We start from the raw sequence: 23,932 nt of genomic DNA on the forward strand, positions 1-23,932 counted from the left end.
CCAGCCGCCCATTGGGGTTACGGCTGGCTCGTGCCGGTCATCCGCTAAGTGTAGCGCGACGACTAGTGGTTGTGACCGGCGTGCTCTGCGTGGTCGCCGTGTCCCTCATGACCTTCGTGGCCTGCTTGGTCGCCGTAGCTTTCCTCACCAGCTCCGAGGGTGCGCACCGGAAGGTTGTCGATGTGAGCGTGGGATCCATCCTCGAAGTTGAGGGTGAGGTCGACGTTAGAACCAGCAGGAACTTCTTCAGAGATACCCATGATCATCAGGTGATCATGACCTGGCTCGAGTACGTAGGTGCCATTGGCGGGGATCACGATGCCGTCAGCCTTTTGCTGCATTTTGCCGTCGACTACTTCGTGAATCTCGTAAGAGTAATCCCCAAGGTTGGTGCTGAAACCGGTGACGTGCTGGGGCGTGTCGCTTTCATTGACGAGCGTTCCGAAGATAGCCGTCATCTTTTTGTCTGCCCCCTTGGCTTTAACGTAACCATCAGTCATCGTGACGGGAGCATGGGAGTGCTTGTGCTCGTCCTTAGCCTCACTGGAGGACTCCGCGCTGGGCGAGGTGCTCTCAACAGAAGTAGCGGTGTCAACCTTGGTGTCGCTGGCGGTCTCGCTGTTGGAACACGCACTCAGGCCGAGCAGCGCAATGGTTGCTAGTGCTGCGATTGTGCGGGTGGTTTTCATAAGTTTTCTCCTTGGTTGGACGTTGGTTATTTATCGTTTCTTGGCACGGATGGCAATCGCTGCAACAGCAGTGGCGCCCAGCGCGATCGCAACGATGATGATCAATGGTAGGGGTACGCCGCTATTGTTGCCTGCATCGGCTTGATCCGGCGAAGATGCAGTTTGCTGTTGACTGCCGGAAGAGGATGAAACCGCAGCATCAGAGCCAGACACGGTAAACCGTAATTTGCCACGAGTGGCGTGGCCATCCGAGGACGTAATCTGGAAACCGATGATGTACTCCCCTGCTTCAGGCTGCACATCAGCTGGGGTTTCGAAACGCACGAACTGCTGATCGAGGGTCGGTTCGACAGTGAACAACACTTCCCCAGACTGAGCGTCACTCACAGCAACCGTGTTGAAGCTCTGCTGGGGGATGCCAGAGAACTCGAGTTCAAACTCTCGTGGAAAGCTCGCAACAACAGCCCCATCTGCGGGCGTCGATGCGACGACAGCGTCATGCGCCTGAGCCTGCGGCAGAGCACCGAAAACAATAGCGACGAAGGTGATAACGCTCCAGAGAATCTGCAGCGACCTACGACGCGAGGTGCCGGCGGATCTACTCGAGCCCTGTAACGACTGCCGAAGCCCAAGCCGCGGCGAGGTACTGCGCATCAACATCTGAGGCCCTTTTCTGTGAATGTGCGGGTGTGTGCCCTACTTGCACACACCAACAGTAGTCGGATCAACGGTCGGTTTAGTTCCCGCAATCGGAGTAATCACTACCGAGCCGCGCACCGGACAACCCAGATATAGCGTCGAAAGAATGAAAAAGGGCGCCGATTGGCGCCCTCTAGACTGGTGGTCCTAGCTGGGATCGAACCAGCGACCTTTCCGGTGTGAACGGAACGCTCTTCCACTGAGCCATAGGACCGAAGCTTTTAAAACATGCACGCACCGCGCAGTGCCTTAAGCCGTAAGAGAATCTAACACGCCGACATGCAAATTGAAAAACCACCATCGAGCTTTAGCCCCCATCGACTCGAAGCATCCGCGCTCGACTGGCATCTGGCACAGCTGGCGCCGCTCGGAGAGCGATAACAGAAGCGCTTGCGCCAGAGTTTAGGCCAGTAGTTTGGGCACTAAATTAGCGCCCGTTTTCGCCGGTAACAACGCACCCTTGTCGCAGATTTTGCTTTTTGCACCCTTGACGGTTAATGTTTCTTAGCGCACAAAGTGAGCAACTACTGAAGCGCAGCTACGCTGCTGCGAATGTTTTGTTTAATAGTGCATGCGGATGTAGCGCAGTTGGTAGCGCATCACCTTGCCAAGGTGAGGGTCGCGAGTTCGAGTCTCGTCATCCGCTCTGGATATACGCCATGTATGTCTAGTGAGCGCGTTTAGCTCAGCGGGAGAGCGCTTCCCTGACACGGAAGAGGTCACTGGTTCAATCCCAGTATCGCGCACCAGAGTCACGAACAGACTCTTTAAATAAAAGTTCGTGCGGATGTAGCGCAGTTGGTAGCGCATCACCTTGCCAAGGTGAGGGTCGCGAGTTCGAGTCTCGTCATCCGCTCTGGTAGTCAAGTGGCTAAGGCCGCGACTTACCCGAGGCGGCAACGCCACGGTGGAATGGCCGAGTGGTGAGGCAACGGTCTGCAAAACCGTGCACACGGGTTCGATTCCCGTTTCCACCTCGCAAAACCGGTTTACTGGTTTTCTAGCGCGTTTAGCTCAGCGGGAGAGCGCTTCCCTGACACGGAAGAGGTCACTGGTTCAATCCCAGTATCGCGCACCAGAGTCACGAACAGACTCTTTAAATAAAAGTTCGTGCGGATGTAGCGCAGTTGGTAGCGCATCACCTTGCCAAGGTGAGGGTCGCGAGTTCGAGTCTCGTCATCCGCTCCACTCAAACCTGCCCCTCGGGGCGGGTTTTTTCATATCCAGCTCAACGCCTCCCCCACCCTCCCGTGCGCCTGCCCCATCGAATCCCTCCCGATCACTACAGTTAGCCTTCGTGAACACTTCCACGACGGACCACAGCCGCCTTGCACCCAGCAGTAAGCTTCAACGGCTTGTAACGACCACCTGGGTGGCCGGCCCCACGCACCCCGCCCGCCGTTCGCACAGCACGCAACAAGACACACGGGCTGAACGTTCCGTGCACACTCCGGATCAGCAGGCTCTCCGTACCCTCGCATTGGCAGCACTGTGGCCTGTTGCTCTAGCACTGTTTGTTCATCGCGTGTTTATCCTCGGTGTCAACGGTGATCTCACCGATGATTTCTCTACGGTGTACTACGCCCTGCGGCGTTTTCACGAAGGCGTCGAGATCTATAACGAAAATTATTCCTTCGTCGACCCGCATTATCTTTACAATCCTGGCGCCACACTCTTACTGTCGCCTCTCGCGCTGACAACCCACATAGGTCTTGCACGCGTAGTGTTCATCGTCGTCAACGCGCTGGTCATTGTTGTGGCTTTGGCCTTGCTGACGCGACTGGCCGGCGCGAGCCTCCGGGGGCCTGTCTTCCCTGGCGTGATAGCTGCAGCATTTTTAACTGAGTCTGTCCGCAACACGCTCATTTTTTCTAACATCAATGGGCTCTTGCTTTTGGCTTTAAGCCTGTTTTTGTATCTATTGCTTCATGAGCGTGTTCTGCTGGCCGGGGTTGTGTTGGGTTTGGCGATTCTGGTCAAGCCCCTGTTTTTGCCACTAATTTTCCTTCCTTTGTTGAAGCTTCAGTGGCGTGCTGTGGCTGGAGCGATTGCAGTTCCAGCGTTGCTTAATGTGGTGGCGTGGCCTTTTGTTCCCGGCGCTTCCGATTATATTTTTCGGACCATGCCTTATCTGTCGTTGGTTCGCGACTATGCAAACAGTTCTTTGCCTGGAATGGCTGTGTATTTTGGCATGCCTGAGTGGCAGCAGAAGGTCTGGTTTGTAGTATTTGCCGTAGTTGTTGTGGTTGCGATCATTTTTGTGGCGAGGATTCGTTATGTGGATCCTTTTACGTGGGCTACTACTACCAGCGCTATCTTGCTGTGTGGGGTCTTCTTCTTGTCTTCGTTGGGGCAGATGTATTATTCGATGCTTTTGTTCCCTGTGTTTTTCACTGCGTTGCGGACTATGTCGGTCGTTCGTAATCCTGTGGTCTGGGCGGCTGCGTACTGCTTCTACACGACTGATGAGTTTGTCCCTTCGCGTTTCCCTAGCCAAGGCGAGTGGTTGACCGCCTTGTTGCCGACGGTTGGATGGGCTGCCTTTTTGCTTGCCTGCGCGGTGATCGCGCTATCGTGGTGGTATGACGAACGACGATCAGCATCCACGGCGGCCTAATTTTAGGGACATGTCGGAGGCTCAGTGGCGGGAGTTTTTGGGCGCTGCGGAGTTTGCGGTGTTGCGTCAGGCTGCGACTGAGCCTCCAGGCACGAACGAGTTTTTGGGTGATGACGCCGTGGGGGTTTATCACTGCGCTGGCTGCGGGTTGGAACTATTCCGCTCGGAGACGAAGTTCCACTCGGGTTGTGGTTGGCCTGCGTTTTATGCCCCGCAGGATAGTGATGCGGTGGTTTTGCGGCCGGATGATTCTTTAGGGCGCCGTCGCACGGAAGTTTTGTGTGCCGGCTGCGGCGGTCATCTGGGCCATTTGTTTGATGGCGAGGGGTTTAATACCCCCACCGATCAGCGCTTTTGTATCAATTCTGTCGCTTTGCGTTTTTCTGACAGCTAGATAACACAGCAAATAGCCGCCCCTGCAGCAGTCGGGGCGGCTATTTGCTGTGTTTAATGAGTTGGTGTCAGGGTAAGACGTTGATAATTTCTTCAATGTCGTCTACTCGACGGCCACTGTAGAAGGGGGTTTCTTCTCGTACGTGAAGCCGCGCCTCGGTATAGCGCATGCGGTGCATGAGGTCTACCATTCGGTGTAGCTCTGGCCCTTCGAAGGCGAGAATCCATTCGTAGTCTCCGAGTGCGAAGGACGGAACGGTGTTTGTCCGCACGTCCGGGAAATCACGGCCAGAGCGACCGTGCTCAGCGAGGATCCTGCGTCGGTCAGTGTCGTCGAGCAGGTACCAATCGTAAGAGCGGACGAAGGGGTAGACGGTAATCCAGTCGCCTGGCTCCTCCCCCATGATGAAGCTCGGTATGTGTGATTTGTTGAATTCTGCTGGGCGGTGCAGCGCGCTCGCTAACCAGACGTTGTCGGAGCAACGACCGAGGGTGGTGTTTCGGCGGAAGTCGTTGAAGGCTTGTTGAATGTCCCGAATTTCTTCAGCGTGCCACCAGATCATGTAGTCGGCACCTTCGCGTATGCCGGAGACATCGTAGATGCCGCGGGTGACAACGAGGCCTCGGTCCTGGAGCTGCTGGAAGAAGGAGCGCGCCTCTTCGATTGCTTCTTGGCGTGTATCTCCTAGTTCGCCGGGGCGGACACGGAAGACGGCCCATTGGGTGTAGCGCTGCACCTGGTTGAGTGTTGCGTAGTCGATACGTTTGTGGCTGCTAGACGTCATGGTGTGTGTTCCTCTCGGAGCATATGGTGTTGAAACTCGACGGCTGCCTCGACCTCTAAACCAAAAATAAAAGGTTGGCAACTGCCATCAATCTTAAGTTTGATTGCCGCGGCGTGCATCTTCGGGTACCCTAAGCGCCCCGTAGCCAGTGCGGCGCGTAGGTGTCGGCGCGCCTGACAGCCCCGAGGGGGGCCAGGCGCTAGCTTAAAATCTTGTGAGTGAACTTCGCACATCATCCGCCGCCGCTAGCGCTTCCGGCTCCGGCTCCGCTGACGGGCTGCCCAAGCTCTTCGCTGACGCTGTCGAGTCCATGCACAGCGTGTCATTGCGCACGGAAATCACCTTGGGCACTATTCGACCACCACAGCGCCTGGCTCCCTTCAGCCATGCTGTCGGATTGGAAATCGAGCACCCCGAGCTCGATGCTTCTTCATCTATGATCCCTACCCACACCGATGGGGATGCGTTTGGCCGGCTTATTTTGCTCCACGACCCGCAGGGGGAGGAAACGTGGGATGGCGACCTTCGGTTGGTGGCGTACATTCAGGCAGATATGGACGCCTCGGTGGCTGGGGATCCGCTCTTGCCTGAGGTTGCATGGGAGTGGCTCAGCGAAGGCCTCGATACTCATGACGCCGGGTACAACAATCTCGGCGGAACAGTTACTGCTACTGCGTCTTCACGCTTTGGTGACATCGGAGGGCCGCCAAAGGCATACCAGATCGAATTGCGCGCATCGTGGACCGCTGCTGATGAAAACCTTGGGCCCCATGTTGAGGCGTTTGCAGCTGTACTCGCCAATGTCGCCGGACTTCCGCCCGAGGGTGTCGCTACCCTCGGCAACGGGTCTTCTCACGCTTAAGGCCAAGTAGCCTGGTCTACTGTTTTTCCTCAGCCCAGTCGTAAACGGACTGGATGATGCCTTGCGCGTTGATGGAAAATTCCTCCAAAATTTCAGCACGTGACGCGTGCTCGAGGAACTGCTGCGGTACCGCGACATGACGCACCGGAACATCTACATCACTGCCCGACAGCGCGGTGTCAATCGCAGAGCCCACTCCCCCACGCACAACACCGTCTTCAATGACCACCACGACGTCATGCCCCGCAGCCAGCGCCACCAGTGAGGGCTGTACAGGCAATACCCAACGGGGATCCACTACGGTCACCACAAATCCTTCAGCCTCAAGCTGCTGAGCTGCCTCTAGTGCTTCCGCCGCCATGGGCCCGACGCTGACAATCAGCACGTCCACCGCGCGATCACTGCCCGCTTCAGTTGAGACACTGCTGTCCTCATCGGAATCAGCGCTGTAATAGAGAATGTCGACGCCATCAGACAAACGCTCAACAGCCGGTAGCTGCTGCGGCAAGGATCCCTTGGGGAAACGGACAATAGTAGGGCCGTCCTCAATGGAAACCGCCTCGTCCAGCTGTGCGACTAACTCGTCAGCATCGCGCGGAGCTGCAACACGAATGCCCGGGACAATCCCAGCCATCGACAAATCCCATACGCCGTTGTGGCTAGCGCCGTCAGACCCGGTGACACCTGAGCGGTCAAGCACCACGGTCACGGGCAAACTGAGCAGCGCCACGTCCATCAACAACTGGTCAAAGGCTCGGTTAAGGAAGGTCGAATACAAGGCGACCACCGGGTGAAGGCCGCCCAGGGCCATACCCGCAGCGGACGTCAGCGCATGCTGCTCGGCGATACCAACATCGACGAAGCGCTCCGGGAAGCGCTCACCAAAGGCAGCAAGTCCTGTAGGTCCGGCCATAGCTGCAGTAATAGCGACAATATCCTGGCGCTGCTCGCCAAGCTCGAGGAGGTGCTGGGAAAAAACACTTGTCCAGCCGGGCTGCGAGGCCTTGATCGGCGCACCAGTCACGGGATCGATAACGCCGGTGGAATGCATCAGGTCAGCGGCATTATTTTCAGCCGGCGCGTAGCCGCGACCTTTTTCTGTCACCACGTGCACAATCAGCGGACCGTTGTAGTCCTTGGCGTAGCGGAACGCGTGTTCCAACTGCTTGAGATTATGACCGTCCACAGGACCGACGTACTTCATCCCCAGTTCAGGGAACATCGATCCAGGCAGCACTGTGTGCTTCACGCCTTCTTTAAAAGCGTGCATGAGGTCGAACGTACGACGCCCCACCCAACCCATGGAATTCAAGGTGGATTTACCCTGCTCCATCACCTTGTCGTAGAAGGGTTGCATGCGCAGATCGGCGAGGTTCTCGGCGAAGCCACCGATAGTCGGCGAATAGCTTCTACCATTGTCGTTGACGACAATCACCAGGTTACGCTGCCTATCCGCCGCAATATTGTTCAGTGCCTCCCAGCACATCCCTCCGGTGAGTGCGCCATCGCCAACCACTGCCACCACGCAACGGTCTTTCTCCCCTTGAAGAGCGAAGGCTTTCGACAGCCCCTCGGCGTAAGACAACGACGCGGAAGCGTGTGACGATTCCGTCCAGTCGTGTTCGCTTTCGCTTCGGCTGGTGTAGCCAGACAGCCCGCCTTTTTGGCGCAGCGTGTTAAATTGCTGGGCTCGACCCGTCAGGATCTTGTGCACGTAGGACTGGTGGCTGGTGTCGAAGATGATGGGGTCACGGGGTGAGTCAAACACGGTGTGGAGCGCAATGCTGAGCTCAACCACACCAAGGTTTGGGCCCAGGTGCCCACCAGTGGCGGACACCTTGTCCACGAGGAAACTGCGGATTTCAGCAGCCAATTGCTCTAGTTGCTGGGTCGACAGGTCCTTAAGGTCCTGCGGCCCAGAAATAGAGTTGATCAGGGGTGTCTGCTGGCGCTGCTGGCCGTCGTTCGGGGTCTCCGTGGGCTTATTCAAACACTCGACCTTTCCTCGAATCCGGCGGACATGCGTGCTTCTGCTGTGCCCGCTGGGTGGTTCCACCCGGTAGGCGCGTGTGTTTTGTGCACTAGGGCATTAATCCTAGCGCTTGCTAATGCTGACCTCTATTAAGCCTCACCTGTTTAATTATGGGTGTTTTGGCGCGGCCGCAGCAAAGCCAGCGTCTCGAAGTGGTGAGTTCCAGGGAAGGCGTTCACCATGGTGATCTGCGTTGGAACGTAGCCCTGCGTGGACCACAGCCCGATGTCTCTGGAAAAAGCTACCGGGTCGCAGCCGATGTGGATGACTACCTCCGGCTGATGTTTGGCAATTCCCTTGATAACGGAGGCACCCGCACCGGAGCGTGGTGGGTCCGCTACAACTAGTTGCGGCCGCGCCGTGAGCGCTTGTTCGCAGGACACCCATCGCTCGACAGTACTGGTGATGAACTCAACGTTCGGCTGGTTAAAGCTATCAATCACTGGCGCCGACTCCACAGAGTAAATCTGCCCATAGCCGCATTGTTGCAGCACGGGAATAAACAGCCCTACCCCGCCGTAGAGGTCCCACGCGCACAGCTGTGAGCTTTCCGCGGCGTCATTGTTGATGGTTTCAAGCCACTGCCGGATGATTTCGTGATAGGTAGCGGCGGCGTCGCGGTGCGCTTGCCAGAATCCGTCAATGGTGACATCGAAGGTGTGGCCACCCACGACGTAGTGCTGTGTACTGCTCGGCCGACGGTTGTTAACCCGCGAGGAGGCAGCACGTTTGGCACGTTGCGGTTGATGACTCCGCGGGGGGCGCCGCCGGGGCTCGATAAGTTCGGTATGCAGGTTGCCTTGGTCGTCAACAGCACACAATAGTTCTTTTCCTGCATGGTGTGGCTGGGGTGCACGCTGCCAACGCGCGACCTCCGCGCTGAGCACCTCCGGGAACTGCAGGCATTGCTCGGTGATGACCTCATGCGATCGAGGGGCACGTTGCCCAAGGCGACCACTGCTATCAATCCCAAGGCGGAATCGACAGCGCCAGTGCTCACGATCAAGCTCGACGATGTCTATGGGCGCGATGGTCTCTAGCTTCCCCATCCGCTCAAGGTGCGAACGAAGAATTGTTCTTTTTACCTCGAGCTCATAGTCGGGATCGAGATGGGAAAAATCGCAGCATCCCGCACCGTGGGCCGCAGCCGTGCACCGAGGTTCTGTGCGGTGCGGGCTTGGGATATCAACCTTTAGAATCCGCGCCTCCAGGTGGCGCTTGGCCACGCGAGTGACCTCTACCTGGAGGGTGTCGCCGACCACACCACCCGCCACTAACACCACCACACCGGAGGGGGCAAAGCCCACCCCTTTGCCCTGGTGGGCCGGGCGCTGAACTGAAAGCGAGAAGGTGTCGCCGACCTGCTCGTTCGGCTTCTTCCCCACGTTAAGACTCGTTGTTTTCGGGAGCGCGCATCTGATCAAGCGCGGAATCCTCGCTGGTTACCTGAGCTGCCTGTTCGTTTTTTTGGGCCAGACGTTCAGCTTGCTCACGCCGGATGTTCGCCGCGATTTCTTCCCTGTTTTCCATTGCGTAGCGCACCTGCTTGGCCAGGTTGTCCGGCAGAACCACTGGAAGCGAAATGCCGGGAGCCATAGGTTCTTCACCACGCACGACGAAGCTTCGCGCCACAACGTTATGCGCTAACTCACGCAGCTGATCGGCCAAGCCGGAAGGACCGACGCAGGAGACACGAAGCATCCAGCGCGGTCCGTCAACGCCAATCATCCGGAAGGTCGTGTCGTTGACGATGCCGCGGGGCTCGCGACCCCAAGGGCCTGCTTCCATCCGCGCATCCAGGCCATTGTTCGCCATGTCCGCGACGATGTCTTCTGCAGCCTCGCGCCATTGGCCGGGAGACTTTGGAGCGGAGAATGCCACCGGGGTCAGACGCCCATACGGGGTAGTAACGTGCAACGCGACCGGGCCGCTCTCCCCCATTTCCACCTGTACTTCACAGCCCCGAGGCATTGCCAATTGCACCGAACCAAGGTCCAGAATGCCATCGGCGAAGTCAGTAAAATCGAACTCTTCGGGGGTGACGGTATCACCATCGAAGGGGCCACGCGCACCATTGATCGCATCGTGAACAGGATCGGGGCCGGCGATCACGTTGTCGGCAGCGCTACGATCAGCGTCCTGAGCATCCTCCTGCCCTGCTGCGTCAACCGCCCCGCGAACATCATTGTCCGCGACGTCATCCTTTTTAGAAAAAGGCCACAAACCCATCAAAGCTCTCCTCTTAAAAATTGCGTTGCCTGCCGGCGGCGCCAACAAGCAGTCGTCCTTTTCCACCGAATACAAGCAGTGGACGGACGCTTAGCTAGACCCCAGTCGAACCGTATCCAGCGGCACCACGAGACGTACTGCCATCGGCGAAAGAATCGACAAAACGGAAGTCACACAGTTCAACCTTTTGCACCAGTAGCTGCGCGATACGCTCACCTTTGTTGATGCTAATCGGGGTGTCGGGATCCAAGTTAATCAAGCACACCTTCACCTCACCCCTGAAACCAGCGTCAACGGTGCCCGGCGTATTGACGATACTGAGGCCCTGCCGAAGCGCCAGCCCAGATCGAGGATGGATCAGCCCCACGGTGCCAAGCGGCAATTCAAACGCCAATCCAGTAGCAACCAGGACACGCTGACCTGGTTCAATGGTGACGGATTCGACAGCTGTAAGATCAACCCCCGCATCGTCATGGTGGGCGCGCTGCGGAAGCGTCGCGTCAGGATGCAGGCGGACTACGTTAATGGGACCAATATCGCTCACCGCACCGAGAATACCCAACGCGCCCCAAAGCGCGTTAAAGTGGTGCTTTGTGAGCTTCGAGAGCACAGGGCACAATAGCCCAGACGGCAACCCGGCCAACGCTACCGTTTTGTATGAAGAACGGCAGTGGGTCCCCTGGTACTGGTGGATCCTCGCTGCGCTGATCGTGGCGCTAACAACTGCCCAACTGGCACACAACCGCAGCATCGTATGGCTCTACGCGCCGGCCGTGATCCTCAGCGGCGTCGCGATGTGGGTACTGCTGTCGCTTTCGTCCACCAGGGTTCGCGTGGAACAAGACCCTGATGGAACACGGTGGCTGATAGCCGGTAACGCCCAGCTACCCCACACTGCTGTCTCATCGACACTCGCGGTACCCTCGACCGCGCGCCGCAATGCAATGGGACGCCAGCTCGACCCAGCAGCCTATGTTGTCTCCCACGGCTGGGTGCCCGAAATGGCAATGTTTGTTCTTGATGACCCCGAAGACCCAACCCCCTACTGGCTGTTAAGCACCGTCGATCCGCAAGCTCTCATCGCTGCATTCGACAAGCACTAAATTCCGCGGCCCTACCAGCCGCGTCCTGACGCCGCAACGCTGTTCCAGCGTGAAACCTGGACCCGACACGGCGTCACAAATACAAGGGTGTTTAAGCGCAGTCCAGGCAGATGATCGAACCATCGTCCTCAGTGTGGCTGATCCGGTTACGGCGTTGCACGATAAAGCAGCTGCTGCAGGTGAATTCGTCTTCTCGGCGCGGCACGACAGTGACGTTGAGCTCTTCGCCGCTGAGGTCGACATGGGGAAGATCGAAAGACTCGACGATCTCACCGTCGTCATCCATATTGAACTTGGAGGACTCTGCGGCCTTCAGCCCTTCGAGGGAGTCTGTCTCGAGGTCATCTTCGGCGCGACGGCGGGGCGCGTCATAATCGGTAGCCATGGGTGTTTCGGTTCCTTCAGAAACGGGGGTCGAATTGCTGTATCGGGGGCATATCAAGTGATGCACGCTTCAAATGTCATATTGAGGGCGTTCCGCGTGTCGCCCCCGCATTATCTGCCCAGGTTACAGAGCTGGCAACGCGGAACTATACTCGACATATGCACAGCAGCAATTTGGAGCGTTCAGACGAAGCCCACGTCGGTTTCGGAATTGACATCGGAGGTTCAGGAATCAAAGGGGCCAGGGTTGACCTACGCACGGGGGAATTTATTGGAGAGCGAATAAAAGTAGCCACTCCACAACCGGCGACACCCACCGCCGTCGCCGATACCGTGGCCACAATCATCAACCAGGCTCACTGGGCGGGGCCCGTTGGCATCACCGTGCCCAGCGTAGTGAGAAACCAACAAGCCCTTACAGCGGCAAACATCGATCCGGAATGGATAGACTGCGATCTCTCCGACGTTTTCTCCACAGCCGTCGGCGGCCGCGAATGCGCAGTGCTTAATGACGCTGACGCCGCGGGGCTCGCTGAAGTAGCATTCGGCGACCCTCGTGCTCAGCAGGGTGTCGTCATCCTCGCCACCCTCGGGACGGGTATCGGCAGCGCCCTGTTAACCGATGGCACCCTGGTTCCCAATACAGAACTCGGCCATTTAATGATTCAACGCCCTCGCCGTTCCGGAAAGATTACCCTAGTGGAAGCGGAAGCCTACGCGGCGTCATCAGTAAGACAACGGGAAGAACTGAGCTACAAAAAGTGGGCTAAGCGCCTTAGCCACGTACTGAGCGAGTACGAGCGTTTGTTCTGGCCGGACCTATTCATCCTGGGTGGCGGCGTTTCCCGCAAGTTTGACAAGTGGGGTCCGCTGCTGGAAGTAGACACCCAGGTTGTGCCCGCACGGTTACGCAATAGAGCCGGAATAGTTGGGGCGGCGATGGCAGTAAATCGCGGAATCCGGCCCTAAATCCTGCCCGTCGCTGGGCTTTCCTATATACTGGGGGGCCGATTGTTAACCCCGGTTGACTTTCGAGGGACGCAGCGTTGCCAAAAATAGCTGCCATGCACTGTTTTTACCTTTAGGGTGAGCTCCGTGCGGACAACTCAGCACCGCCGGGACCTCCTTCTACGGAGATCCGATGAAGCCACGCTCTGCGCCCCCGAAGGCCTCCCGCAGGTTTTACGATGGCGTGTTCCCACCCGGGTAACACGCATTACTGACCGTTCCACGTGAAAGGGCTTAAGTGGCAGCCACTGAAGCTTCCAAGAAAGCAACTGCTCAACACACAACCGACGATGCGGACACCGCCGCCGGGTCAGCTTCCGCATCTCGGACCGTAGCTAAGAAGACAGCCAAAAAGGCTGTCAAGAAGGCTGCAAAGAAGACGGTCGCTAAAAAGGCAGCTAAAAAGACCGCCAAGAAAGCCACAACCGCAGCCCCCAAGAAGGCTGTGAAGAAAACCGCCAAGAAGGCCAACCAACCGGCTAACTCGTCCATAGAGGCAGCGGACGTCACCGACGCACCTGCTTCCAATGGCGGTGCCGCCACGGACGCTCCGGCAAAGAAGACCGCCAAGAAGGCCACCAAGAAAACAACGTCCGGCACCGGCACCAAAGCAACCAAAAAGACTGCCAAGAAGGCTGCAAAAAAGACCACTGCGAAGTCCGCTGCCGCTGAGGACACCAACGCGACTGCCGTTGTGCGCAAGGCTAAAGGCCTCGTCGACGGAGCAGATGGTGACGACGTCGACAACGACGTTCTAGACCCGGATCTGCAGGACGACACTCTTGATGATGATCTCGATGCGCCCATCGAGGATGATTCTGACGACGAGTATACCGATCTGCCCGCCGACGATGACAACGAAGACACCGACGACTCCGATGACGAAGAGGACGACGGTTCTTCTGTCTGGGACGAGGACGAATCTGCTGCCCTACGGCAGGCTAGAAAAGATGCCGAGCTTACTGCCAGCGCCGACAGCGTCAGGGCGTACCTCAAGCAGATCGGCAAAGTCGCGCTGCTGGATGCGGAGCAAGAGGTATCGCTTGCTAAGCGCATCGAGGCCGGCCTATACGCCACCTACCGCATGGAGCTGATGGAGGATCCCGAGACGCCTACTAAGGAACGCCTCTCCCCCGCCATGAAGCGCGACCTCCGGGCAATCGCCCGGGACGGCCGCAAGGCGAAAAATCACCTCTTGGAGGCGAACTTGCGCCTCGTTGTGAGCCTCGCCAAGCGCTACACAGGCCGTGGTATGGCCTTCCTCGATTTGATCCAGGAGGGCAACCTTGGCTTGATCCGCGCTGTTGAAAAGTTCGACTACACCAAGGGCTACAAGTTCTCTACCTACGCCACCTGGTGGATTCGGCAGGCCATCACTCGAGCCATGGCCGATCAGGCGCGTACCATCCGTATCCCGGTGCATATGGTCGAGGTTATTAACAAGCTTGGCCGTATCCAGCGCGAACTTCTACAGGATCTTGGCCGCGAGCCCACACCACTGGAGCTCGCTAAAGAGATGGACATTACCGAGGACAAGGTCCTTGAAATCCAGCAATATGCACGCGAGCCCATCTCTCTCGACCAGACCATTGGCGACGAGGGCGATAGCCAGCTCGGAGACTTCATCGAAGACTCTGAGGCGGTCGTTGCAGTGGATGCTGTGTCCTTCACCCTCCTGCAGGATCAGCTCCAAGATGTCCTCAAGACATTGTCGGAACGCGAAGCCGGCGTCGTCCGGCTGCGTTTCGGCCTCACCGACGGTATGCCGCGTACTTTAGACGAAATCGGCCAGGTGTACGGCGTCACCCGCGAACGTATTCGCCAGATCGAATCGAAGACTATGTCGAAGCTGCGCCACCCGTCCCGCAGCCAGGTGCTTCGCGATTACTTGGAGTAATCCTCCGCCGTGTAAAGGCTTCTGGTTTTATCTGCATAAGGCGTTGGGGCCAGCACGTCAGGTGACGTGCTGGCCCCAGCGCCTTATCTCACATGCCCCATACTCGGGCTAGCGGCTACCAACGCCGCAAATATGCGATGCGGTCTCTAAGCTGCTCTGCTGTAGCCAAAGCAGTCGGCGGACCACCGCAGGCCTGGCGTGCTTCGGTATGGATAGCTCCGTGCGGCCTGCCTGTGCGTTGCGAAGTGATAGCAACCAGTGCATTGAGTTCTTTGCGCAACTGCGGGATCTCTTGGCTCGCAACGCGTTGTTCCGCAGCCTGTGCTCCGGCACTGCCGGGGCCTGAAGTGCCACTGGCAGTGCCGGAGCAAGCTGAAGCCGCATCCTCCCCTGCTCCAGCCTCTCGTTCACGCGCATCCAATTGCTCAGCCTGCCGTTGCCGAAGCAGCTGACGCATCTGCTCTGCATCGAGCAGTCCCGGTAGGCCAAGATAATCAGCCTCCTCATCGGAGCCTGCGATGGTTGCAGTTCCATAGGTCGAGCCGTCATAGATCAACGAATCAAGCTCAGCTTCCGCACCAAGTGCCTCGTAGGGCTTGATCAGCGCATCCGGTTCGTCTTTCTTCTGGTTAGCCTGCTGCAGTAGCTCGTCATCCCAGCCTTCCTTCACCCGGTCGGGTTTACCCAACACGTGGTCACGTGAGGTTTCCATTTTCGCTGCTAGGTCCAGCAAAACTGGAACGCTAGGGAGGAATACCGAGGCTGTTTCTCCCGGCATGCGCGATCGAACGAAACGACCAATCGCCTGCGCGAAAAACAGAGGCGTACTAGCTGAAGTGGCGTACACGCCCACGGCGAGCCTCGGGACGTCAACGCCTTCACTCACCATGCGGACAGCGACCATCCACTCGTCAGTATTGTGAGAAAACTCTTCGATACGTGCTGACGCTGTGGGATCATCGGACAAAATCACCGACACCCGAGTCGAGCTCAAACCCTGAAGAATTTTGGCGTAGGCCCGGGCCGTCGTTTTGTCCGTAGCGATCACTAGGCCCCCCGCATCAGGCATGTTGGTGCGCAATTGTTTAAGCCGAGTATGTGCGGCCCCAAGGACGGCCGGGATCCAGTCACCTTTTGGATCGAGTGCGGTTTTCCACGCGCGGGCAGTCTGTTCAGCATTGAGAGGCTCTCCAAGGCGGGCGCTGTATTCCTCCCCCGCACTGTCACGCCAACGGGCTTCTCCAGAATAGGCAAGGAATACGACAGGGCGCACCACCCCGTCAGCCAAGGCGTCAGCATAACCATAGGTGTGGTCAGCAGATGACTTTAAATGGCCATCGCCGTCTTCCTCGTAGCGCACAAAGGGAATGGCGGAATCGTCAGAGCGGAAAGGGGTACCTGTGAGGGCAAGGCGTCGCTCCGCATCACAGTAGGCTTGGCGGATTCCATCGCCCCAGCTTTTTGCGTCGCCACCGTGGTGAATCTCGTCCAGAATCACCAGCGTGCGCTTGGCCGTTGCAAGCTGGTAGTGCTTGAACGGATGCATCGCCACCTGTGCGTAAGTAACCACAATTCCGTCGTACTGGGGGTTGATAACACCGCCCGAGTTCGAAAAATGGGGATCCAGGGCAAGCCCGGCACGCTGCGCGGACTCAGCCCATTGCACTTTAAGGTGCTCGGTCGGCACGACCACGATGACTCGATCGACGGTGCGGTTGCCTGTCAATTCTGTTGCGACGCGCAGGGCGAAAGTCGTTTTGCCCGCACCGGGGGTGGCGACCGCGAGAAAGTCCTTGGGTTTGTTGATCAGGTACTTGGTGAGCGCCGCGCGCTGCCAAGCACGAAGTTGACTACCCACTATTTGCGCAGACTCTTGTAGATTTCTTCACATTCGGGGCACACGGGCGAACCTGGGCGGGCCTGTTTGGTGACGGGGAAGGTTTCGCCGCATAGCGCTTGAACCATGTTTCCGCTGATTGCGGAGTCAACGATCTGGTTGCGTTTGACGTAGTGGAAGAACTTTGGGGTGTCGCTGTCCTGTTCTAGTTCTTCGCGGACGTCCGGACGTTCGATGGTCTGGGTTCCTGTGCTCACGTGACCATAATGCCGCACTTGGCCGGGGTCCTCAACAATACGAGATCTGCGGGTGGTTTATGGTGGAGTTGTGCGCGTGGCGCCAGGGCGCTTCCCGCGTGTTGCACCCAATGGTGAATGTCCCTGGGAGGTTGTTGCTGTGTCTGTGTGGAGTCGATTGTTTCATTCGAAGGATGTCGAGCTCATTACTGATGCCCGCCGCTCCCCTTACGACAACTGGTTGCATCGCAAGCGTGTGTACAACATTTTGCAGGGTTTGCGCATTCCTTTCCTGCTGTTGTCCGCCTTGACTTATCTTGTTCTTCATAGCGTGTGGTTGTCCGCCGTTTTGTTTGTGGTGTCTGTTCCTTTGCCGTGGATTGCGGTGGTGATTGCCAATGGAGCTGGCGAACCGCAGGATTCGCGTGCACCGAAGGTATACAAGCCTCAGGTGGCGCGGGAGGCCTGCCAAGGGGGCCTTGCCGTGGATTCGGGCTCGCGCGCCATGGGTGTGTTGGGAACCTCTGTCCAGGCCGGTGGCACGCAGGATGCATCGGCTTCAGTGTGCAATGGTGATGACGCCGCGGGGGACGACGAAGCAATCATTATTGATCATGACGATGACGGTGGACTCGAGGCTGGTTCTTAGTCGTTCATGCTTTAAGGTGTCTCATATGGTTGCACCCAGCGAGCACACTCATATTTCTTCGACTTCTTCTCCGTGCCCGGGGCCGGGGTATCAGCCTCCTCATGATCTGGGCCCTCTTGTTACGCATGCTCGTGTCTTGAGTGAGGCTTTGATCGCTGAGGGCTATTCGACTGCGGGGTTGGCGGATTTCCTCGATAGTCGTATTCCTGGCGCTTATTCGGCTGTTATGGCTGGTAACCCCGGCGTCGCGATTGCCGCCTGCGACGGCGAGAGCGCGTTGGATATTCTGGTCCGTTCTTTGTTGCTTCATGTTCCGGATCCGCGGCTCCGTGGGTGGATGGATGGGAACTGTGGACCACATGTGTATGAGGATTTGCTCCACGGTGGCTTGATCATTGAGCCTTCGCAGGGGGCCTGGTCCTGGGATGGGGCGAATTCTTCCTCCGACCAGGGGGCTGTGCCTTCTTATTGTGCTTTTGATGCACGGCCGTTGGCGGAGGGGCCGTTGGTGTTTTCCGATGTCGATGCCTCTTTTGTTGCGCATGTGCCCGGTTCGGATCATGTGTTGGGGATTGGCGCGGCGTCATTGTCTTTAGCGCAGGCGGTGCCTGATTCTTCTGTTTCTTCCATTCTTGATGTGGGGACGGGTGGGGGTATTCAGTTGTTGGTTCAGGCAGTGCGTCATGCGGCTTCTGCGGACGGGAAGCCTCCGCGCCTGGTGGGAACGGATATTCATCCGCGGGCTTTGGATTTTGCTCGTGCCACTCTGGCTGCGGCTGGGTTGGATGAGGATGTTGATTTGCGCCAGGGCAGTTGGCTAGAGCCTGTGGCTGCGGGTGAGCGTTTTGAGCGCATTATCGCTAATCCGCCGTTTGTGGTGGGCCTTCCCGAAGTCGGCCACGTCTACCGTGATTCTGGGATGAACCTCGATCAGGCCACTGAGATGTTGGTGCGCACGGTGCCTGAGTTTTTGGAATTGGGTGGGATAGCTGTGTTGATGGGGGCGTGGGTTGGGGATGCGGCACGCGTATCTGCGTGGGTTCCCGAGGGCTGTAGTGCGTGGGTGATTGAACGTGATCATGTGAGCGCGGCGGAGTATGTGGCTACGTGGACTGCTGACGAGGGTGTCGATCCGCGTAGCCCCGAGGCCATTGAGCGTACGCGCCGTTGGTTGAAGCACTTTAAGGATCATGACGTCGCGTCGATCGGGTTTGGCTATATCGCTGTGCGTCGCAATGGGCCAGATCAGCAGGATTATGTTGTCGCTGAGCGTATTTCTCAGCCTCATACCGACCCTATTGGTGTTGAGGTTGAGGGCTTCTTTGCGCTGAATGACTGGGCGTTAAACGTTTCCGAGGAGGAGGTGTTGGCTTCGCGTTTTGCAGTTTCTCCTGCGGCTGCGCTTGATGTTGTTTCCCAGGTTGCCCCGGATGCGCAGGGTGGTTTCGAGCATACGGTCACTCGTTTGTCGCGCTTGGATGGTGTGCTGTTTAGCCACGACATCGACCCCGCTTTAGCCACGATTATTGCCGGGTTGCGACCGGACGGATTGTGCTTGGGTGAAGTTATTGACTTGTATGTCTTGTCGACGGCCTTGCAGTCTGGAGAACAGCCCGCGTTGGGCGAAGATGAACAACAGTTCCGTCGTTTTGTTGCTGGGTCGATCGTAGAGCTGGTGCGTCACGGCCTGGTCATCCCTGAGCAGCTCGTGGCTGACACAACGCACGGCTGTCGTTAGCGGACGTTTTTTAGGAAGTTTTTAGGTGGGTTGTTGTGAAAGCTGTTCTTATCCGAGTCAGTGAGGCTTCGGTGACGGTCGACGGTGAGGTTGTCGGCTCTATCTCATGCCCAGACACTGGCGGACTACTCGCCCTTGTTGGTGTTGGGCGGGAGGATTCCGACCAGGCCTGGGAAACAATGGTTCGTAAAATCGCTGAACTCCGCATTCTTGACGGGGAACGAAGCGTTGAAGATGCGGGCGCGCCAGTGTTGTTGGTTAGCCAGTTCACTCTTCACGGGCGCACGGCTAAAGGCCGTCGTCCTGCGTGGTCGGATGCCGCCCCAGGCGACGTTGCCGAGCCGGTCATCGAAAGGATTGCTCAGGGGTTGCGTGAGAGAGGAATCCATGTCGAACAAGGACGCTTCGGAGCGATGATGAGCGTATCCAGTGTCAACGAAGGGCCCTTTACTGTCCTCGTCGAGGCTGATTAGTGCACCGTGGGGGCACCGCTTTCCCTTCAAACGGACACTCCGGGAACTTTTTTCACCCGCGTCGCGTTGGAGGGGGTAGGAGCATCACGCATCCCGCACTACTGACGCATTGGAGGCACTATGTCAGCCGTAGCAACGCAGACCGCCAGCGATACCGAGTCCCTACCCGCTGTGGACGGGACCGAAGAGGTTGACCGAGGCAGTCGGCGCGGCCATACCAATGACAATCCCTCTGCGGATCTCGTCCGCGTCTACTTAAACGGGATCGGCAAAACAGCACTACTGAGCGCAGAGGACGAGGTTGAGCTCGCCCGAACCATCGAGGTCGGCCTCTATGCCGAACATCTTCTGAACAATCCCGGTGACAAGCCCCTCACGCGGGCTAAGCGTCGTGATCTCAACATCATCGCAAAACAAGGCCGTGCGGCGCGCACCCACCTGCTCGAAGCTAACCTACGTTTGGTCGTGTCGCTGGCCAAACGCTACACCGGCCGTGGGATGCCTTTGCTGGATCTCATCCAAGAAGGCAACCTGGGTTTGATCAGGGCCATGGAAAAATTTGATTACACCAAGGGCTTTAAGTTCTCTACCTATGCCACCTGGTGGATCCGTCAAGCTATTACGCGCGGGATGGCTGACCAGTCTCGAACCATCCGCCTGCCCGTGCACTTGGTTGAGCAAGTCAACAAGCTGTCACGTATTCGTCGCGAAATGTATCAGCACTTGGGCCGCGAAGCGACCAACGAAGAACTCGCCGAAGAATCAGGTATCGACGAGTCAAAGATCGAACTGTTACTTCGTCAATCGCGAGATCCAGTGAGCTTGGACATGCCTGTTGGCGCTGATGAAGAAGCACCGCTTGGAGATTTCATCGAGGACTCAGATGCAGCGGATGCTGAATCTGCGGTGGTCGCTTCCCTCCGCCACTCGGATATTCGGGCGGTCATCGATTCCCTTGAGCAGCGCGAACAAGACGTCATCATCATGCGCTACGGACTCGATGATGGAGTTCCACGCACCCTCGACCAGATTGGTCGCCGGTACGGACTATCCAGGGAGCGCGTCCGACAAATTGAGCGCGAAGTGATGGCGAAGCTCCGCGATGGCGAGCGTGCTGACCGCTTACGTGCCTACGCTTTTTAAAAAAAACCCAGGTTAGGGTATGTTAAGCATAGGCAATGCCCGGATGCGCCACGCTAGCGGTGTAGTATTCCGAGCAGCACCCGGCTATTGTAGGTAGTCTTACTATTTAATAGCGCTGCGCCACTCTAGCGAAGCCCCAGCTCTACAGTTAAGGAAGGTTTAGGTCACCGTGAAGGATCTCGTCGATACAACAGAGATGTACTTGCGCACTATTTACGAACTCGAAGAGGAAGGCATCACTCCGCTTCGTGCTCGAATTGCCGAGCGTCTCGAGCAATCCGGCCCCACGGTGAGCCAGACCGTTGCACGTATGGAGCGTGATGGCTTGGTTATCGTCGCCGGTGACCGCAGCCTTAAGATGACCACCGATGGTCGCCGCCTAGCTACCGCCGTGATGCGTAAGCACCGTCTGGCTGAGCGTCTGCTCACCGACATCATTGGGCTTGACATCGCAAAGGTTCACGACGAAGCCTGCCGCTGGGAGCACGTCATGAGCGATGAGGTGGAGCGTCGCCTCGTTGAGGTTCTTCCCTCCTACGACCGCTCCCCCTTCGGCAACCCGATTCCGGGATTGTCGGAGCTCACCCACGATGATGTGGAAGAAGCATCGCCCGGCATCCGTCTCAACGACCTTCCTGATGGCCAGGACTTCCGTGTCCGTATCGTCCAGCTCAACGAGATCCTCCAGGTTGATGATGAGCAGTATCGCGAACTCACCAACGCTGGTATCACAGTAGGCGCCGAGGTTGACGTGCTGTACGCACGCGGTCTGGTCCGTGTCACGACCGACGTGGCCACCATCGATCTTGATGAAGACCTCTCCCACGCTATTCGCGTGGACTTCGTTGACTAGTCGCGATCATTTTCATGGCATAGTAATGCCATGAGGATTTTGGTTACAGGCGGCGCAGGCTACGTTGGTAGTACCTGCGCCGCTGTTTTATGTGAACAAGGGCATGACGTCACCATCATCGACGACTTCAGCACGGGCAATCGTGACGCTGTGTGCCCAGATGCAGCACTGGTTGAAGGTCGTTTAGAAGACGTCATTGACGATGTATTAGGCACTTCCAACTTCGATGCCGTCATGCATTTCGCGGCCCGCTCGCTGGTTGGCGAGTCCATGGACGAACCCGCCACCTATTGGAACGACAATGTTGTCGTCACCCTCAAGCTGCTTGACTCCATGCGCGCACACGGCGTCAACAACCTAGTGTTTTCTTCAACCGCCGCCACCTATGGCGAACCCGAGGTTGTTCCGATCACAGAGGATCTACCCACCCAGCCCACCAACCCCTACGGCGCAACTAAGCTCGCGATTGACTACATTATCACCAGCTATGCATCGGCCTACGGCCTGGGCGCCACCAGCCTGCGCTACTTCAATGTCGCCGGCGCCTACGTTGATTCAGACTATGGCACCATCGGTGAACACCGCGAAGTAGAAACCCACCTAATTCCGCTCGTGCTTCAGGTGGCGTCGGGTGACCGCGAAGAAATCGCCATTTTCGGCGACGATTGGCCTACCGAAGATGGCACTGCAGTACGCGACTACATTCACATTCGCGATCTCGCAGATGCGCACCTCCTCGCATGCCTAAGTAATACTGCGGGCGTTCACCGCATTTTTAACCTTGGCTCCGGGCGTGGCTACTCCGTCAAAGAAGTCGTTGATATGTGTCGAGAAGTCACCGGCCTTCCCATCCCCGCACGTATCGCAGATCGGCGTCCAGGTGACCCCGCAGTCCTCGTGGCATCTTCCGAACGCGCCATTAAGGAACTTGGCTGGTCCCCCTCCCGGACGTCACTGCGAACTATCGTCGAAGACGCGTGGGCTTTCTGGAGTGACTACTCTGGGGCTTCAACATAGGACGCCACTCCCCTGCGTAGTGTGTCCATGAGTTCTTTACTCTTGCCCTGATTCAACGCTGCCAGCATTAGCCTGCTGAGGGTATGTTCAGGGTGGTTGTCATACGCGACGCGCAGCGCCGCTGTGGCAAGCGGAACCAAGCCGTCATGAATGCACACAACAGCGAACACGCACAACGCGTTGCTGCGCGCCGAGCCTCGCGCTATGCGGCTCAGTGCCAGTAGCGCGTCGCGGTAGGGTGCATCCGACACAGGGTCCGCGACGTCATCACCCCATTCGCAAAACAGCTCGTAGAACACCAAATCACGCGAATGATCCGACGCGCACAGTTTCCACAGGCGTTCCCATGAATTCCAATACGCCTGGCAGTGCGTTCCGCTTAGGCGAGCTTCGGTTTGCGCTAGCCCATCGAGGCCATTGACTGCTTCGTGAAACTCCCGCGCCACATCAGGCACAAGCTCCCTCGGGCTCGACGCAGACAACACCGCATCAAGATCCCTACCCGTAGCAAAATCTGCCTCAAGTCTGTCCAACCGCTGCTCATGTTCCAACACCGGCGGCACAATGGCGGCAGCTTCCGGTTCGAAGGAAGCATAAAGATCTTCCCGACTGAGCTCCGGAACCACCCCAGCCGCAGCATAACGATGCAACGCCTTGGTGTGCAGGGTGCCGCCCAAACACCCGCCCCGCCATTGCGCAGGTGTTTGTCGCACAGCCAGGTTGCGATTCATATGTAACAAGCGATACGTCTGCCCGGGCTCGATGCGCTCAATCGTCCACGCCAGCGCGATCGGCACACCATACAGTCCCTCCAAGGCCTCAACGGCTCTGGCACCCTCACTGTCCCCGAACTCGCTTACCACCACGGCTAGGACGAGGATGCACGGCTGGCTGCTAAAAGCTTCGGCAATCTCCCGCAAACCCGCGGCGTCATCAATGTCTACCCGACCCACGGGCCCAAGCACTGCGGTAGAGGCGGTTCCACCGTACCCATCCGAGTGCCCGGTAGGCGATGATTCAACAAAACCTGCAAGCACCACCGACTCAGCCGGGTAGAAACCAAGCAAGGAAGGGACACTAGAGATGAACTCGTAGGGGTCAAAGCTGTCGCTGATCAGCGGCATTGTCGCAGCTGAAGGATCACCCTGCGCTGAACTTTTATAAAACTGTGCATTTTCCATAGCGCCATTATCAAAAGTGCAGCCTGCATGCACCAGCAGCAACAACATCCTGTGGATAAAACAGCGCATCGCAGCGAATTATCCACAGAACAATCGCAACGCGCTTT

General features: G+C 57.6%; 22 protein-coding genes, 7 tRNA genes and 2 pseudogenes. 18 read left to right on the forward strand and 13 right to left on the reverse strand.

Features of this window, described 5'->3' with window-relative positions; translation table 11 throughout:
- Positions 1-62 precede the first annotated feature (62 nt).
- From CARG_RS05330 to CARG_RS05340, 3 genes are all read right to left on the reverse strand, one after another.
- Positions 63-689, reverse strand: a complete 627-nt coding sequence (locus CARG_RS05330; RefSeq protein ID WP_020976383.1) for a copper chaperone PCu(A)C — start codon at positions 687-689, stop codon at positions 63-65.
- Between the two features lie 30 nt (positions 690-719).
- Positions 720-1,349 (reverse strand): copper resistance CopC family protein, encoded by a 630-nt coding sequence (locus CARG_RS05335; protein ID WP_020976384.1) that lies wholly within the window; start codon positions 1,347-1,349, stop codon positions 720-722.
- A gap of 178 nt (positions 1,350-1,527) precedes the next feature.
- Positions 1,528-1,602, reverse strand: a tRNA-Val gene (locus CARG_RS05340).
- A 359-nt stretch (positions 1,603-1,961) separates the two neighbouring features.
- Between CARG_RS05340 and CARG_RS05345 the strand changes: the two genes are divergently transcribed.
- From CARG_RS05345 to msrB, 8 genes are all read left to right on the forward strand, one after another.
- Positions 1,962-2,034 (forward strand) — tRNA-Gly (locus CARG_RS05345).
- 28 nt (positions 2,035-2,062) lie between these two features.
- Positions 2,063-2,137 (forward strand) — tRNA-Val (locus CARG_RS05350).
- Positions 2,138-2,171: 34 nt separating this feature from the next.
- A tRNA-Gly gene (locus tag CARG_RS05355) sits at positions 2,172-2,244 on the forward strand.
- A gap of 50 nt (positions 2,245-2,294) precedes the next feature.
- A tRNA-Cys gene (locus tag CARG_RS05360) sits at positions 2,295-2,365 on the forward strand.
- Between the two features lie 26 nt (positions 2,366-2,391).
- Positions 2,392-2,466 (forward strand) — tRNA-Val (locus CARG_RS05365).
- A gap of 34 nt (positions 2,467-2,500) precedes the next feature.
- Positions 2,501-2,576: transfer RNA gene (locus CARG_RS05370), tRNA-Gly, on the forward strand.
- A 109-nt stretch (positions 2,577-2,685) separates the two neighbouring features.
- Positions 2,686-4,005 carry a glycosyltransferase family 87 protein gene (locus CARG_RS05375; protein ID WP_169733207.1) on the forward strand — a complete coding sequence of 440 codons (1,320 nt, stop codon included), beginning with the start codon at positions 2,686-2,688 and terminating at the stop codon, positions 4,003-4,005.
- Positions 3,971-4,399 carry a peptide-methionine (R)-S-oxide reductase MsrB gene (gene msrB, locus CARG_RS05380; protein ID WP_052331903.1) on the forward strand — a complete coding sequence of 143 codons (429 nt, stop codon included), beginning with the start codon at positions 3,971-3,973 and terminating at the stop codon, positions 4,397-4,399. The genes CARG_RS05375 and msrB overlap by 35 nt, the downstream gene beginning before the upstream one ends.
- A 67-nt stretch (positions 4,400-4,466) precedes the next feature.
- Here msrB and hemQ read toward each other — a convergent pair whose 3' ends face one another.
- Positions 4,467-5,183 (reverse strand): hydrogen peroxide-dependent heme synthase, encoded by a 717-nt coding sequence (gene hemQ, locus CARG_RS05385; protein WP_020976387.1) that lies wholly within the window; start codon positions 5,181-5,183, stop codon positions 4,467-4,469.
- Between the two features lie 214 nt (positions 5,184-5,397).
- On the opposite strand from hemQ, the gene CARG_RS05390 reads away from it, so the two are divergent.
- Complete coding sequence (locus CARG_RS05390) at positions 5,398-6,045, forward strand: DUF3000 domain-containing protein (protein ID WP_020976389.1); 648 nt, start codon at positions 5,398-5,400, stop codon at positions 6,043-6,045.
- Positions 6,046-6,061: 16 nt separating this feature from the next.
- On the opposite strand, the gene dxs is transcribed toward CARG_RS05390, so the two are convergent.
- The 4 genes from dxs to dut form a co-directional block, all read right to left on the reverse strand.
- Entirely contained in the window at positions 6,062-7,981 is a 1,920-nt protein-coding gene (dxs, locus tag CARG_RS05395; protein ID WP_041747517.1) for a 1-deoxy-D-xylulose-5-phosphate synthase, read from the reverse strand.
- Positions 7,982-8,181: 200 nt separating this feature from the next.
- Complete coding sequence (locus tag CARG_RS05400; RefSeq protein ID WP_020976391.1) at positions 8,182-9,462, reverse strand: class I SAM-dependent RNA methyltransferase; 1,281 nt, start codon at positions 9,460-9,462, stop codon at positions 8,182-8,184.
- 1 nt (position 9,463) lies between these two features.
- Entirely contained in the window at positions 9,464-10,306 is an 843-nt protein-coding gene (locus tag CARG_RS05405) for a DUF3710 domain-containing protein (RefSeq protein WP_020976392.1), read from the reverse strand.
- Between the two features lie 94 nt (positions 10,307-10,400).
- Positions 10,401-10,850 (reverse strand): dUTP diphosphatase, encoded by a 450-nt coding sequence (gene dut / locus CARG_RS05410; RefSeq protein WP_234871045.1) that lies wholly within the window; start codon positions 10,848-10,850, stop codon positions 10,401-10,403.
- Positions 10,851-10,899: 49 nt separating this feature from the next.
- Here dut and CARG_RS05415 point away from each other — a divergent pair, with 49 nt between their 5' ends.
- Positions 10,900-11,409, forward strand: coding sequence for a DUF3093 domain-containing protein (locus tag CARG_RS05415; RefSeq protein WP_020976394.1), 510 nt, complete (start codon positions 10,900-10,902; stop codon positions 11,407-11,409).
- A gap of 91 nt (positions 11,410-11,500) precedes the next feature.
- Here the strand turns inward: CARG_RS05415 and CARG_RS05420 are convergent, their stop codons facing one another.
- Positions 11,501-11,794 (reverse strand): DUF4193 domain-containing protein, encoded by a 294-nt coding sequence (locus tag CARG_RS05420; RefSeq protein ID WP_020976395.1) that lies wholly within the window; start codon positions 11,792-11,794, stop codon positions 11,501-11,503.
- Between the two features lie 158 nt (positions 11,795-11,952).
- Between CARG_RS05420 and ppgK the strand changes: the two genes are divergently transcribed.
- Together ppgK and CARG_RS05430 are read left to right on the forward strand one after the other, a co-directional pair.
- A complete protein-coding gene (ppgK, locus tag CARG_RS05425) occupies positions 11,953-12,762 on the forward strand; it encodes a polyphosphate--glucose phosphotransferase (protein WP_020976396.1) in 810 nt (269 codons plus the stop codon).
- A gap of 277 nt (positions 12,763-13,039) precedes the next feature.
- Positions 13,040-14,698, forward strand: a complete 1,659-nt coding sequence (locus CARG_RS05430; protein WP_020976397.1) for an RNA polymerase sigma factor — start codon at positions 13,040-13,042, stop codon at positions 14,696-14,698.
- A 115-nt stretch (positions 14,699-14,813) separates the two neighbouring features.
- Here the strand turns inward: CARG_RS05430 and CARG_RS10740 are convergent.
- From CARG_RS10740 to CARG_RS05440, 3 genes and pseudogenes are all read right to left on the reverse strand, one after another.
- Positions 14,814-15,005 (reverse strand): annotated as a pseudogene (locus CARG_RS10740) (ATP-dependent helicase); the annotation flags it as partial.
- 89 nt (positions 15,006-15,094) lie between these two features.
- A pseudogene (locus CARG_RS05435) lies at positions 15,095-16,556 on the reverse strand (DEAD/DEAH box helicase); the annotation flags it as partial.
- Positions 16,556-16,792 (reverse strand): DUF3039 domain-containing protein, encoded by a 237-nt coding sequence (locus CARG_RS05440; protein WP_020976399.1) that lies wholly within the window; start codon positions 16,790-16,792, stop codon positions 16,556-16,558. The gene CARG_RS05440 and the pseudogene CARG_RS05435, both read right to left, overlap by 1 nt.
- Positions 16,793-16,862: 70 nt before the next feature.
- Between CARG_RS05440 and CARG_RS05445 the strand changes: the two genes are divergently transcribed.
- The 6 genes from CARG_RS05445 to galE all read left to right on the forward strand — a co-directional run bounded on the left by CARG_RS05445 (position 16,863) and on the right by galE (position 22,644).
- Entirely contained in the window at positions 16,863-17,420 is a 558-nt protein-coding gene (locus CARG_RS05445; RefSeq protein WP_020976400.1) for a DUF3099 domain-containing protein, read from the forward strand.
- 25 nt (positions 17,421-17,445) lie between these two features.
- Positions 17,446-19,158, forward strand: coding sequence for a DUF7782 domain-containing protein (locus tag CARG_RS05450; protein ID WP_020976401.1), 1,713 nt, complete (start codon positions 17,446-17,448; stop codon positions 19,156-19,158).
- A gap of 35 nt (positions 19,159-19,193) precedes the next feature.
- Positions 19,194-19,631, forward strand: a complete 438-nt coding sequence (dtd, locus tag CARG_RS05455) for a D-aminoacyl-tRNA deacylase (RefSeq protein ID WP_020976402.1) — start codon at positions 19,194-19,196, stop codon at positions 19,629-19,631.
- 120 nt (positions 19,632-19,751) lie between these two features.
- Positions 19,752-20,774, forward strand: a complete 1,023-nt coding sequence (locus CARG_RS05460) for a sigma-70 family RNA polymerase sigma factor (RefSeq protein WP_020976403.1) — start codon at positions 19,752-19,754, stop codon at positions 20,772-20,774.
- A gap of 169 nt (positions 20,775-20,943) precedes the next feature.
- Positions 20,944-21,627, forward strand: coding sequence for a metal-dependent transcriptional regulator (locus CARG_RS05465; RefSeq protein ID WP_020976404.1), 684 nt, complete (start codon positions 20,944-20,946; stop codon positions 21,625-21,627).
- Positions 21,628-21,657: 30 nt separating this feature from the next.
- Entirely contained in the window at positions 21,658-22,644 is a 987-nt protein-coding gene (gene galE / locus CARG_RS05470) for a UDP-glucose 4-epimerase GalE (protein ID WP_020976405.1), read from the forward strand.
- Here the strand turns inward: galE and CARG_RS05475 are convergent.
- Positions 22,623-23,873: a DUF4192 domain-containing protein gene (locus CARG_RS05475; protein WP_020976406.1), complete on the reverse strand. Its 1,251-nt coding sequence runs from the start codon at positions 23,871-23,873 to the stop codon at positions 22,623-22,625. The two genes, galE and CARG_RS05475, sit on opposite strands and share 22 nt — an antisense overlap.
- Positions 23,874-23,932: the final 59 nt, after the last annotated feature.

The sequence above is a fragment of the Corynebacterium argentoratense DSM 44202 genome, assembly GCF_000590555.1.
GTDB lineage: Bacteria > Actinomycetota > Actinomycetes > Mycobacteriales > Mycobacteriaceae > Corynebacterium > Corynebacterium argentoratense.